The following is a 13085-nucleotide window of genomic DNA, read 5'->3' as shown; positions in this document are numbered from 1 at the left end:
CTTAATGATCGTCAAGAGGGGGAAGTGTCATGATCCTGTCGAAACTGCGCGCATTGGCCTGCACGCTCCTTGTTTGTGCTGCGCCGTCTGTGGTCAGCGCACAGGACTTTACTGTCGAAGCCAATGGGGCTCGCGCCCAAGATCGTTGGGGTGGCGAGTTCGGTGTCGGTTACAATCTGCACATAGGCCCCGTGACCGTTCGGCCAATCGGAGGGGTTTTTCTCCATGCCAGCGACAACGATCGCTTTCGCAGCGAGACGATCAGCGACGGGCGAGAGGTTTGTCGCGACCATTCCAATGGACAATTTGCGGACAAGTCCAACTGCAACGACCTTGCCGCCAAGCTCTACGGCAAGATCGAAGGCACTCTGACGGTCCTTGCAGTCGAAGTGGGCGCCGGCGCTCGCTTTAGCGGAGATCGCACCCGCGCCTATGGGACGGCGGCAATGAATGTCCTGCCTAAGGTCAAGATCAAGGGGAATCTCGGCGATCGCTACGGCGCGATCGGGCTTATGGCGACGTTCTAAAAATCTGATGGGAGAGGATTTGCATGAAAGCGTTGATTGGCGCGCTCGCGTTGTCGGTGGTCAGTCTCACAGGTGGGGCAGCACCGATTTGTTCGACTGCTTGGGCCGGTGAGGCATGCTGCAAGGTATGTAAGAAGGGAAAAGCTTGCGGCGATAGCTGCATCAGCCGGGAGAAGACTTGCCATAAGGGCAAAGGCTGCGCATGCGACGGCTGACAAGCCCCGCGAACGGCTTCTGAGCACGGCCCAATAGCCAGGGTGGACACCTCCCGTTCGGGTGGTGCAGTGCTCCGGTAGCGGTCCCCGCCGCTAACGCCTGTCACTATAGGCCGAGGTGGCAACCCGCACTACACACTCAAACGATGCGTATCTCGTCGTCATTGTACGGCCCAAAACCCAAATCGGCCTCGTTTGGAGCCATGTAGATGCCACCCCTCGCGGCATCAAGAAAACGACGTAGGGTCAGCAGGTCATCCAGCGCGCCGCTCATCACAAGGCTCATGGGTGGTCGACCGGCAAATACCGGAGCGTTATGCGGCTGAGCCAACCAGCAGATGCGCTCGTCTTCCCCGGCGAACAGCACGCAAAGCGCGGCATAAATACCGAGGGTTGCAGAAATCCGGTTCAGTACATCGGCGCTGAGGGTAAGGTCGCCATGCTCTCGCGCCTTCTTGCACCACCTGCGATATGTCGAAGGCGCCGGCCCGCCAAGAACCACACGTTGCTCGTGTTCGCTCAGGCTCCAGAGCTTTGCGATGTTGAGAAAGGTCCGCAGACCCGGACCGCTAAGCCTGCGCCGATTGGCCGGCGCGAAGCGCTCAGGGTCTACTTGGGGTGGTGCTTGCTCGGACATGCTGTCACTCCACGCATAGACAATTCAGTTTCGCCCTGGGCCGCCCATCTCCAAGCCCGCCGGGACAGTGAGCGGAGGCATCAGGAATGGACTCCCGCATCGACAGCGTCGATGTAGCGATGCACCCAATCGGCATGGCCCTCCTGCACTAGTTGCATGGCCGTGAGGACAGCAAGCCCGGGATCGGCTCGGCAGAGTACCAGGCATAAGCAAGCTCGCAGGAGCCGAAGCGGGTTCGACTCGAGCCGGGATTTCAGCCATCTGCGCTTTCTCTTCCTGGGTCATGAGAACTCTCCCGGGCACTTGCTCTCCGGCTTCTGGAGCAGCTCCTGCTCGAGGCGCCTCACAGTCATTGGATCGACGCGCATTGCCCTTGCTTTCCCGCGGAGACTAAGCCCGCTGGCGGCAGCTTGCCTCAAGAAGCGCCCTGCTTCCGGTCCGAACTGACGAATGCGAGGCCTGCCGATCGCCCCGTCCGAATGGCGGGTCCTGCTGTAGGAGTAGCCGCAGGAGCAGGTAAAATGACCATGCAGCTTTCCGCGGTCGCGAACCAGTCTCTGCCGGATCACGACCGGCTTCTCGAAATGCTCCGCCAGCGGGTTGAGACAGAGCCAGGGCGGCCGTCCGAACGGCCTTTCGACCTCCGGCACTTGCTCCAGCGCAGTTCGAAGGACGAGATGCTGCGCCGGCGGCGCCAGCTTGCGTCTGTTGCGCAGCAGGTCCGTCACCCAGTTCGGGCCCTCGTCAGTGCCGAGCGACAGCCCCGGTATCATCTCGAGCGTCTCGCCCCAGTAGTCGCTCACGAGCTGCTGTATTCGCGAAGCTCGCAAGTGCTGCGTGCCTCTCAGCAGGCCGCGATCGGCGAGCATATGCCGGTAGTGCTGGTATTGTCCGGCCGGCCCATTCGGTTCCGGTGGCGCATCGAGAAGAGCCCGGCTCAGACGCGCTAGCTCGACCAGTTTCGGTGGCGGTGGTTTGCCGTTAGAACGGCATGACAGATCTCCGCTTTGCATTTCGGCAGCCTCGTCCGGAGACATCAACGAATGCCGTTTCCGCGGGTTCAGCTCGGCCGAGGATCTGTACAGCCACGTCCCGTGTTCGGCACAGACGAGAACGCCCGGTAGCTGCTGCCAGCGCAGCCACCACGCCTCGCCGGCCCGGTCCAGCACATCGGCGACGCAGTCCCGGCAGAATTGCAGGCTCCCGGGCATCGGCACCGGAAACGTGGACAGGCCAAGCGTGAACTGCAGCGAGGCGCCCTGCCCCTTCATCTGCCGCAGCGCCCTCTCCCGAACCGTCTGGCTCGCGAACGCGGTGTGATAGCCATAGGTCGTGGTCGAATGGATCAGCTGGTCGAGCTGCTCGTCGGGCCAACCAAAGCGCTCGGCAACAGCTGCAAGATCGCAGGGTAGGTGACACAGGGCCACGAACTGCCGCCTGCCGGCAATCGCCCGCGCGAAGCTCGCGTAAGGAGGTCTGCCCAGATAGCGGTGCAACCGCACGAGCATGCTGTAGAAGGTCTCGCCAGGATAGGGCTCGGGCAACCAGTCCATCGCTCAAGCTTCCGGCCAGATGCCGGTCAGCCCGGCTCCGCGTATAGCCTCGAGCGGCGTCAGGCCTCGCCCGGCCGCTTCTGCAACAAGCTTCCTGAGATCGCGATCCTCGAGGATGGCGGGGTCGAAAGCCACCTCGTCCTTGCGCTTCGATTTCCTGCCCCTGATGAGCTTCCGGACGTGCTCGAAGAACCCCAGCGGGTCCTGCCGAGCGTCGTGGCCCTGCGCGCGGACCTTGTCGATCAGTTGCAGGATCAGGTCGTCGCCCAGACCTTCCGTCTGCAACTTCGACCAGATCAGCTGGTAATGGTCGCCCTCACGCACCGCGATCTTCGGCGAAACGGCGCCGCCGGTATCGATCGGCTGCTGCATCTTGTGTTCCATTAGCTGCTCCAGCGCTCCCCAGTAGCTGCGATCGAAGGCATGAAGGTCGTCGAAGCGCCTGAGGCTGGAGCTGTCACCAAGGCAAAGCGCCTCGATCATGGGGCGTACCGGCGCGAAATCGGCCTCGGCAACGCCGCGTACAAACGCCGGCGTGATCACCTCATCGCGGCCGCCGCCAACCTCGCTGCGATAGATCAGCCGCAGCTGGACCGAGACGTAGAGTTTCACCAGCAGATCGAGAATGCCGCCGGTGCACTCGAAAAACGTCTCCGCCAGCTCCTCGTCGAGTTCGGTCGCGGTCTGGGTCCATTGGAACCGCCAGAGCTGCTCGAGTAGGGATCGCCACTCGCGGTCCTGCGGGCGCGGCATCCAGACCGCACACGCAGGGCCAACCGACCTACGTGCCATGCGCCCCGTCTTCTGGACCTGACCAAGCACGGACAGCGTGCCCGCGAGCAGCACAGGTATCGCCAGCTGGTTCGTGAGCCGCGTCAGGAAAGTCATCAGCTGATGCTCTTCGCCCGTGTGACGGCCGATATGCTGGATCTCGTCGATGACCAGAATGCCGACGCCGTGCCAGGCAGCGGCAAGCGCCATGCGGTTCATCAAATCGTCGTCGGACGCCCTGCGCGGTGCGAGCAGCGCGCCATAATCGGTGCTGCCTGCGAGCCGGGTCAGTTCATCGAAGAACTGCAGGCAGAGGCTTCGGATAGATCCACGCTCCGGGCATTCGAGTTTGATCCAGACGACCTGCCGCGGCAGGTTGGGCAGATCGGCCGCTTGCGGATAGCGCTTCAGCATCTGCTCGATGGTGCGGGTCTTGCCCATACCCGGGGCGCCGATGAGGAACCCGCTGCCCGCGCCGCTGTCACAGCCGAGCGGCCGCGCCGGCAGGAGAAGGTCTTTCTTGCCGCGCTTCGCGAGCGCTGCCTGTCGCCGGATGAACTGGCCGCGCGACGGGTCCCGTCCCTCGTAGCCGGACCTCAGGAGCATATCGATGCCCTCCCCGAAGCGGACATGCCGCGCCGCCGGGATGAACAGCTGCCTGAGGCGCAAGACGCAGTAGCGGCGCTCGACATGGCGCAGTGTCCGCTCGGCATCGGAGTGATGCGGCCTGCTGCCGATCTGGCGCGCCAGTTCGTTCATGGTCGCCAGCGGTGGGAGGACATCGAGATAGGGGTTCGCCGGCTGAGGAAGCGACATCAGTCGATCTCCCCCTCACCGAGATCGTCGATCTGCCGATTGGAACCCAGCAAGGGCCGATCCGCAGACACGTGCTGACCGATCCGTTCGCGCAGCTCCTGCTTGGCTTCGAACCGCCGCGCGGTGCGCTCCGCGGCTTTGTTGGCACGGGCATTTTTCAGGTCTCGAGGGCGCAGATCGCTAAGGCGCTCCTGCGCCGCGCCCTCAACGATGAATTGCACCCGGTTGCGGAACTCGGCGTGGTTGAGGACCTGGTCGAGGCGCCGCCCCTGCTCGGCAATACGCCCCTGCCGCCGCGATGCGTGGAGCTCGTCGAACGAGAAACCAGCATAAGCCTGGCTGAACGGTGTCAGGACCGCCTGCAGCGGCTCCTTTTCGCCGGGGATATGCAGGTACACCGCATCGACCAGCCACGGGTGCCATGACAGTTTGAGCTTCCGAAGAGTGCCAGGCGCGTCGACCGCCTCGAACCAGCACTCGGTTTCGGCGCGTTCACAGGTGTAGAACAGGCCATCGAAGCGGATGCCCTGGTTGGTGATCGTTCCCGTTCCCTCCGGCATCAGGGCAATCGCAAGCTCGGCGGTCTCGAACCGCTGGAGGGCGACCCGCCCCGTGCGCATGCACCAGTCCCACATCGCCGAGGCGATGGGCGGCACTCCGTCAGCGATCATCGCGCGCGATCGCCGGAATTTCTTCAGCTCCCGGTCGTTGAGATACAGGATGCAGGCAAGGACCACCTGCGTGACCTCGTCCAGATTCAGGATGGATTCGAGGCGGGGGTCGTCCTCACCGCGCTTGCCGGAGTCCTCGTCACGCGAGCCGGGCACCTCGCCGCGGAATGCGCAATTGATGAGATCGAAGCGCTTTTCGCCGACACCCTTGAGGTCACCTCGGTAGGGGGCCGTGTTCTCTACGATAAGGCCCGATTTTTCGACAAAGCTGCTCGCCTTGTCGCCTTTGGCTTCGCCGCGATCGAACAGGTAGCGCATTGGCGCCATTCCGCTTACCGGCCAGCGCCAGGGCTCGACCACGAGGCCATATCGGCGGCACAGTTCGACCTTGTCTTCTACGCTACCCAGGATCGCCATGGCGGCCGACTGCCAGCACGCTTCTTCGAGGCTGATCCAGAACCCGAGGATCAGGGCGGTGAACTCGTCGACGACGATGTAAAGCACCGGTGTTCCGAGGAACGCAGTTCGGTCGTGGCGTGCGACGAGATTAGTGTCGAGCTTCGTCGCATCGATGATGAACCTGCCGCCAGCGAGGTTGTTGTCCTGCGCCGCGTATGACAGCCGCGCACGCGAGCGCATCGCGAACTTGGCGTCACCAAGCCTGGCCTTCGCGTCCGATTTCGCGCGGTTCTGCTTGCCGTACCAATGGCGGAACTGGCGCTCGGTCGGCAGCCGAACATCCTCGTCGACCACGAAGGTGACAGGCAGGCCGGTCTCCTCGTCCAGAACGCAGCGTGTGGAAAGCCTCTCGAGCGCGCGCCTGAACGTCTCGGCGAGAGTGATGTGACGGGACTTTTTGTAGTAGCGGTTGGTGCAGGTCTCGAACGCCTTGATCATTTCTGCCGAAAGCGCAGGCGCCCGCGCGATGCCTTCGGCAGGCTTGCGGCCCCGCGGGCCGCCCGCAGGCTTGTCTTTGCCCGGCGCGCCGCATGTCTCGAAGCGCGGCATCAGCGCGTAGATCGTCATGCCGCCCCGCCAGTAGCGGTAGAGAGCGCTATGAACGGTCTTGCTGCAGATGCCGTTCTCTCGCGCGGCGCTTGCCACCAGCCTGCTGCGGCGTGAGGAGATGAAGATCTGCTCCCCGTTTGCAATCAGCGATCTGACGATCGCCAGGTGCCGATCGGCGCGCGTCTGCTGAGCCTCGGAGCAGGCGGTGTTGGGCGGCGCGTTGAACTCCTTGCCATCGAGCGGCTCGATCCTGCCCTTCTCGACGCCCAGCGCGAGAGCCGGGAGCGAATGCTCAGCTATGACCGTCCGCGGCGCCTTCAGATCCAAGAGATAGGCGCGCTCGTCGAACACGCCGACGATGCGAAAAATCCCCTGTTTGGGGATGCGCAGGATCTCGCGGACGAAAATCATCGCCGAGCGGCCGCGAACTCGAAATCGCTGGCCCTGAGATCCGGCGAGAACTCCTTCGTCATATCGAAGACGATCACGCGGGTGGCGCACAAGTGCCGAACGCAGGCTACGAACTGTCGTTCGAACAGCTTGCCGTCGGCTTCCGCCTTGCGGGCAAGGTGCGATATCGGACGATCGCTCCCCGCGCGCAGCCGATCGGCCGTGAAGGTCAGCGCATCCTCCCAGAACGCCTGTCCCTCACGAGGATCGAGCGCGTTCGACGAGAGAAACAGCCGGATATTGGCGCACCGCACCCGGTCGAGATCACGGTCGGTGACAAGGCGCCATTCGACACCCTCCCGCTCCCAGTACCGCCGCTCGATCTCCAGCTTTTCCGCGGTGCGCGCGACCGCTTTACCGCGTTTTGGATTGCGGATGTCGAACTCGCTCGCGCTCTTCACCGCCCGTGCGTGACGCGTCCTGCCACGGCCTCTTCGCATCTCGAAAACGAAGTCGCTCGACATCACCGCCGGCTCTTTCGTGCCCGGAACGATCGGATGCCGGATGCCGAGTTCGGCGGCGATACCTTGCGTCGAATGCAGCGGCAGTGGGTACTGCTCGCGGATCTCGCCGACAGCCTCGTTCCACTCGAGTTCTGTCAGCAGGCGCGTCTCGAGATCGCTCAGGAGGTGCCTTACGGCACCTCCGTGCAGGATCCGTGATGACCGCCCTTTCGACGGCACATCATGCACCCGCAGATGCGGCTCATGCGTGCGGGAAGCGGCTGTACGCCGTCCGCTCTTCCGGCTTGCATTTCTTTGCGCCACGGCACAACCTCAAGTATCGACTCGACACGCATTAGGTTACTACACACGCATGCTAGAGTCGAGTCGATTCAGCTTGAGGTATACAACACATCTGTTCAGAGGCGTTTTCAGGATGAGACCTGACGTTACACCGACAATTACTAGAATCAGTTTTCAGGATGCGAAGATGGCAAACTTCGAGGTGTTTTTGACCAATCACACGAGCCTGAAAGTCGAGCTTCACTACAGAAGCCTCGACGATCTCAGCCTGGACTTGATGGGCAAGCACCGGCCACTGATCGGCGCTCTCCTGCAGCCTGGCGAGGATGGCTTGCGCCGGAAGATCCTGATCCATCCGGCCAAGGTGGCCTGCGTCGTCGAGCTCGACTGAGCTTCTAATACCGGCTGCCTGCCTTCTGAATGGATGGGGCGGGCAATCTCCGCGACCCGGTTCGGTGGTGAAGGATGCGGATGATGGCCAAGATCGAGACCGCGGCCGACGACGTCGCGGACTACCTCAACACCGCCGAGGATGTCATCGCATACATCGATGCATACCGCGAGGACGGTTCGCCTGAGGAAACACGGCGGCAATGTGCGCTGTCGCTCGTACCGGTGGCATTTCAGAGTTGGCCGAACGGACCGCCGTCTCAAGCGCCAGCCTTGCCGAAGCGCTTGGCGCAACCGCAACTCCGTCCTTCGACGGTATACGGAGCATCATGCACGCGCTTGGTTTGCGGTTGACGGCCCAAGTTGTAGAATAGGAACCCGCCGACGCGTGATCATCGGCGTCGGCGCTCAGCCGAATGGCCGCACGATATGCAAGCGGCGCCGACCGGGTCTCAGAGAACCCCAGTCGTAATCACGCAACCGCCGCCTTGGGCACGACAGCTTCGTGCAATGTGCCTTCCCGGCCTCGTAAGCGCCCTAAAAGCGCAACGCCTGAGGACCGGCATATCCGCTTTGCTTTAGGGCCTCATACGGATCGAGCTTGCCGGACATGACGGCGCGGAGGTCTGTCGGCTTCCACTTCGCATCGAGGCGACCGGCGTTCCTCGACTTGCGGATTTCCTTCACGTGCTCGTCGATTTGCTTCTGTACAAAGGTGATCAGAGCCAGAGTTCGGCGGTTGGACTGCTGGTGGCTGTCCCACGCGGCAGCAATGCTATCCTCGACCTTCTGGGGCGGGAAATGAGCATCCTGCAGAATTTGTCGCATCACGATGTTCGACGCAGCCTCTAGACGCTCCGCCCGCTTCTTGCGCGTTTCCTCATCGAGAACGATAGCCTCGATCTCGTCCTGCTCTCTTTCCTTTTCCTGCCTCTCCTCATCGGCTTGTCGCAACGCTTCCGCATGCTTGATTTGCCGGTACGCGCGATCCTTGGCAGCCAGGTCTGCTGCTGGAGACAGGTACTCAGGGTAGCTCAAGCGCGCGAGCGGATCTTCCGAAGCCAAGGCCGTCAACGGCCCGGCCAACGGCATCAGGACCTCGTTGGCGAATTGCTCCAACTCAACCTGCGCAGCTTCGCGATCATCAAATTCAGCTATCCTGAAGTGGGCCCTCGTCAGCGCTTTAACCAAGCCAGGAAGGCCCTGTGTATACCGATAGAGCACCTCTGGGAGAGTCGCGGGCCCCTCGATCGAGACCGATGCAGTTGCGGGCCAAACTGCATCTACGAACGACGCCCACTCCGTGTCGTTTGGAAAACGGTCCCAAACGGTCGGACTGGCACACCGCTTCTGTAGTTCGCTGTGCTGCTCTAGCAATGCGATCACGGAGGGTGTGCCGAGCAGCACAACCGGAATCCCTCCGTCGACAAGAGAGAGGATCAGCCGCAGGATGCCGAGCCTCTCCTTCTCCCGGATACCCGTCAGTGCCTGGAGGTCGTCGAAGACTACGCAGCCCAGGCCATAAGCCCGCGCAAGTTCGACGATCCTGGGTGGCATCGTCTCCTCAGCAACGGTCGCGTGAGCAAACGCGTGGACCAGATCGTCCCGACCCAAAGTCTTTTCAAAGTCAGAGAAGAGCCGCGAACAAAGCCCACGGAGCGTTGCCTCAGTAGCGCAAGAGATCGCCAGATACGGAACTTGCTGCCAGCTGCCATCGACAGAAGACTGCCTTCTCTCATTCAGCAGCTTGAACACCCTTGCGACCGTCTCGGTCTTACCTGTGCCTGGGAGACCGATCAGCACTTCAATCTCAGCTGGTCTCAGGTCAGGGAAAATGGGATGCTGCAATCGAAACTGCACCTTTCGCCCATGCGCCGAGGCACTTATCGGCTCTTCACGGAAATCGCAGGACAAATAATCCCGATACCTGAAGCTTTTAGCGATCGTCAGCAGTAATCTCTTGGCAAACTTCTCTTGAGGAGGAAAGGCATAGAAGCCGGCCTCAGTTTGCTGGACGGATGCGATAGAGCTGTGACTGCTAGCGGCAATTCCCTCGCCAACCTCACCGGACAACAACTGCCGGAGATTTGGCTCAGTCCTAAGGCTATCAACTTGGGCGACGAAGGATTTTGGTCCATTCATGATCAAATCTCAGCGTGCGCTTCGTAGCCGCTACGGCGCTTGTCCACTTCAGCCCGCCGGACCTCCTGTTCTTCCTTCAGTTCTTGATCGCCCGTGATCTTGCTTTCCTGGATAGCCGTGTTCAGGAGCGGTGTCGGGCTCTGAACTTTTGCTCGGGCAATGAGCTGTTTGTCGAGCTCAGCCATTCTTGCATGGGCGTCTGCCATGGATTTCTCGGCAAGCTTCGCCTGGCGGCGACGTTCCTTCAGGTCCTCTTGCGCTTCTGCAAAGGTTTTGCCCTTGAATGCATCGTAACCGGCCGCCAGCCGGCATAGTTCGAAGCTCCCATCGCCACGGTGCCGCCAAATTTGGTTCGTGTTCTCGGGGTCGTACGAAATGGTGACCGTACATGTTTTCTCATAGTGCCATGGCGTCGTTTCCCGGTGTTCCAAACTGACAAATGCCAGCCCTCGAAACTTGATGCCTTCTTTGGTCGAGGTGGCCTTCTTCTTCAGCAGGAGCGCGATATCCAGTTGCTGGTAAGTCACCTTGCGCAACTCGCTTCGCCCATTCTCAAGCGCCCAATTCCACATCTGCAGCGGAATAGGCTGAATCCCGGCCTCACTCATTCCATGGTGGAAGTGGTGCTTGGACAGAAGATTGTAGTTGTTGAGATAGATGATGCGGCTGATGATCACAGCGGTGAGTTCATCGATGTTCAGCTTGGCCAGCTTCCTATGATCTCTGTCGCCCTTCTCGACATAGTTTTTCGACACCATCCCCGGAATCGTGTCGCGCATGTAGGAGTGGATCATGTCGAACCGCTTCTCGACTGTTCCCTTGAGATCCCCGCGGTAGGGGGCGGTATTCTCCACCGTTACCCCGGTCATCTCTACGAAATCCGTAGCGTCGTAGCTTTCAAACTCCCCGCGATCGGCAAGAATTCTGGCAGGCATCAGGCCCTCGACTGGCCACTCAGCAGCACTGATGTCGAGGCCGTAGCGCGCGCAGAAGTCGACCTTGTTCTCGACGACATTGCGCAGTGCCAAACATGCACCGGACCAGGATGGCTCCTCGAAACCTAGGTACATCCCGACGATCATTTTTGAGTAGACATCGACCACAAGATAGAGCGTGGGCCGCCCCGCGAGCTTGCGCCGATTGCTTTTCGCGACGCAGTAACAATCCAGCTTGGTTGCGTCGACTTCGAAGCGGCTCCCCACCCCGGCGAGTGAGACGCTTGCCGATCCTAGGATCGGGCGGTGGGCTTTGGCATAAGCCGTCGCCCCGAGCCGAGCTGCCTCATCCGACTGCCTTCGCCGTGAACGCTCGTACCAATATCGGTATTGTCTGAAGGTCGGCACCGGCAGCCTTCCCTCAAACTCCGGAACATTTTCGACCAGAGCGCAAAGCTCCTCGTCATGAGGGGCCTGGAACTCAAGCTCCCTCCTGATGCGAAAGTAGGTCCTGCGAAGAGAACCCCGCTCGATCTTGCGGTAGTACTTGTTGGTCAGCGTTTCGAAGGTCTTGAGCGTCTTGGCTGTGATGGGGGCCGCTCTTTCAACCTCGTCGCTCTCGGGCCTACGTCCCAACGGGCTGTTCTTCGGATTCCGGCGTTCTCCTGGATTGCCGCAATTGTGGTAACTCGGGATCAGAGCATTGGCCGTCATGCCGTGCATCCAGAAGCGGCGCAGCCATACCTGCACCGTTCTCGGGGACTTACCTAGTTCGCTTGCCCGCTTCACGACTGCTTGAGCACGAAACTTCCGGTCGAAGATCGCAGGAGTGAGGTCGAGGAGTGGCTTGATGGCCTCATACGCCCGGTCGCGGCGCTCGAGCGCCGAGCCCTTGGCCTCGCCCGGGTGCAGTTTCGGGTCATAAAGGTTGTCGGGCTTCTGCTCGATTACCTCGTCGAGGAGCCACTGCCGAAGAAGTGACTGCGACCCCCGCCAGAACTGAGTCCGCTTCTCCTGAATCTCGAACAGAATGACATCGTCGCCTTCGGTCCAGACAACACGGGCTTGAGTACCCTTTTTGATCTTGGCAGCTTCGAGCGCCTCGATACTGTGCAGTCGCGGCGCGGTCTCCTGCGAAGCGCCTGACCCGCGCCTGGACCTGCGGAACTCGACTATCTCGCGCATGAACAGCATCAGTGCGCTCCCACCACGTCAGCGCCCGGAGTGGATTGTGCGAAGCGAGTGAAAGAAAAGAGACGCGTACTCTCATCGAACCTCGTCTTCAGGTCGAACGCGATACGGCGTTCACGGCAAAGCCACGCCACCGTTCGCAGCAGGTCCGATAGAGACTTGAACTCCTGCAGCCTGCCGTGGTCGCTATAAACTTCCTCGATAGCAAGCGGACCAAGCTTCGGATTTGTCAGGCAGGCGATGACCCGCTCCTCCCATCCCGGATGCAAGCCCGGCAAATCGGGTGGCGGCACTGTGCGGAAGAGTTCGATGTTCTTCGTGCGCTCTTGGGAAAGGTCCGCTTCAGTGACAAGGAACCACTCCACACCACGACTTGACCAGAAGCGGCGTTCGAGCTCAAGCTTGTTTAGCGTTCGCCACACACCCGTGTCTTTGGGCTTCTTCTTCTGCTCTTCGGTGAGTGTCACCGCGCTCAGCGGCTTGACCGCAATCGCACGCAGCTTCTCCGAGCCGCTCTCATCGGTGTATCGGACGACCAAATCGGTTGTGAACACGCCGGGACTGCCATCGGCTAGCAGTGGATGCGCAATGCCCATCTCCTTGGCGATCGCCTCGGTTTCCCTGACGTTTGGTGGATCGCTGTCGAAATCGGCCAGAGCAACTTGCTCATATACGTCGAGGACCGCCGGGGACCATGATGCTTCCGTGACCACGGCGGCCTCGAACTCCGACATGAGATGCATCACCCGGCCGTTGTAGTTCATCCGCGATACCTTGCCCGTCGAGGGCACGTCGTGGATGGTCAGGTAAGGCGCGTATCTCTCGGCCTCGATATTACCCCTGCCCTTCTTCAGTCGATCGTCGACCTGAGTATTCTTCTTGAGCCGGCTTCGTTTTGCCATCGGTGCCAACAGACCTTTCTGAGACGCCGCGGATGCGACCTGAGGGGGCCGGCTAGGAAGATAGTTTTAAGAGTCCCTTTATCCGACCATGCTCGTCGCACCTCAGCGCGAGCGAGCCACTCGTCGGACTA

Annotated in this window: 11 protein-coding genes; 3 read left to right on the top strand and 8 right to left on the bottom strand. The window is 61.1% G+C overall.

Annotated elements, in window-relative coordinates; translation table 11 throughout:
- The first annotated feature begins 29 nt into the window (after positions 1–29).
- Positions 30–527 carry a hypothetical protein gene (locus T8T98_RS03535; RefSeq protein WP_228766247.1) on the top strand — a complete coding sequence of 166 codons (498 nt, stop codon included), beginning with the start codon at positions 30–32 and terminating at the stop codon, positions 525–527.
- Positions 528–881: 354 nt separating this feature from the next.
- On the opposite strand, the gene T8T98_RS03530 is transcribed toward T8T98_RS03535, so the two are convergent.
- The 5 genes from T8T98_RS03530 to T8T98_RS03510 all read right to left on the bottom strand — a co-directional run bounded on the left by T8T98_RS03530 (position 882) and on the right by T8T98_RS03510 (position 7340).
- Positions 882–1379 carry an antitoxin Xre-like helix-turn-helix domain-containing protein gene (locus T8T98_RS03530; protein ID WP_119511995.1) on the bottom strand — a complete coding sequence of 166 codons (498 nt, stop codon included), beginning with the start codon at positions 1377–1379 and terminating at the stop codon, positions 882–884.
- A gap of 281 nt (positions 1380–1660) precedes the next feature.
- Complete coding sequence (locus tag T8T98_RS03525) at positions 1661–2932, bottom strand: TnsD family Tn7-like transposition protein (protein ID WP_322295825.1); 1272 nt, start codon at positions 2930–2932, stop codon at positions 1661–1663.
- Positions 2933–2935: 3 nt separating this feature from the next.
- A complete protein-coding gene (locus tag T8T98_RS03520; protein ID WP_322295824.1) occupies positions 2936–4519 on the bottom strand; it encodes an AAA family ATPase in 1584 nt (527 codons plus the stop codon).
- Positions 4519–6609 carry a hypothetical protein gene (locus tag T8T98_RS03515; protein ID WP_322295823.1) on the bottom strand — a complete coding sequence of 697 codons (2091 nt, stop codon included), beginning with the start codon at positions 6607–6609 and terminating at the stop codon, positions 4519–4521. The genes T8T98_RS03520 and T8T98_RS03515 overlap by 1 nt, the downstream gene beginning before the upstream one ends.
- Positions 6606–7340 (bottom strand): TnsA endonuclease N-terminal domain-containing protein, encoded by a 735-nt coding sequence (locus T8T98_RS03510; protein ID WP_322295822.1) that lies wholly within the window; start codon positions 7338–7340, stop codon positions 6606–6608. The genes T8T98_RS03515 and T8T98_RS03510 overlap by 4 nt, the downstream gene beginning before the upstream one ends.
- Positions 7341–7581: 241 nt before the next feature.
- Here T8T98_RS03510 and T8T98_RS03505 point away from each other — a divergent pair, with 241 nt between their 5' ends.
- Positions 7582–7785, top strand: coding sequence for a hypothetical protein (locus T8T98_RS03505; protein WP_322295821.1), 204 nt, complete (start codon positions 7582–7584; stop codon positions 7783–7785).
- A gap of 202 nt (positions 7786–7987) precedes the next feature.
- Positions 7988–8158, top strand: a complete 171-nt coding sequence (locus tag T8T98_RS16320; RefSeq protein ID WP_407675075.1) for a helix-turn-helix domain-containing transcriptional regulator — start codon at positions 7988–7990, stop codon at positions 8156–8158.
- Positions 8159–8321: 163 nt separating this feature from the next.
- Here the strand turns inward: T8T98_RS16320 and T8T98_RS03495 are convergent, their stop codons facing one another.
- The 3 genes from T8T98_RS03495 to T8T98_RS03485 are packed head-to-tail and all read right to left on the bottom strand — an operon-like array spanning position 8322 to position 12954.
- The gene (locus T8T98_RS03495; RefSeq protein ID WP_322295819.1) at positions 8322–9926 is read right to left on the bottom strand and encodes an ATP-binding protein; all 1605 of its coding nucleotides are present in this window, start codon (positions 9924–9926) and stop codon (positions 8322–8324) included.
- Between the two features lie 2 nt (positions 9927–9928).
- On the bottom strand, positions 9929–12055 hold the full coding sequence (locus tag T8T98_RS03490) for a DDE-type integrase/transposase/recombinase (RefSeq protein ID WP_322295818.1): 2127 nt from the start codon (positions 12053–12055) through the stop codon (positions 9929–9931).
- On the bottom strand, positions 12055–12954 hold the full coding sequence (locus T8T98_RS03485) for a TnsA endonuclease N-terminal domain-containing protein (RefSeq protein WP_322295817.1): 900 nt from the start codon (positions 12952–12954) through the stop codon (positions 12055–12057). Before T8T98_RS03485 ends, T8T98_RS03490 begins: the two co-directional genes overlap by 1 nt.
- Positions 12955–13085: the final 131 nt, after the last annotated feature.

The sequence above is a fragment of the Pelagerythrobacter marinus genome (assembly GCF_034375205.1).
In the GTDB taxonomy this organism is placed as follows: domain Bacteria; phylum Pseudomonadota; class Alphaproteobacteria; order Sphingomonadales; family Sphingomonadaceae; genus Pelagerythrobacter; species Pelagerythrobacter marinus.
The sequence above is the reverse complement of the archived record's forward strand: the minus strand, read 5'-3'. Positions and strand labels throughout refer to the sequence as shown.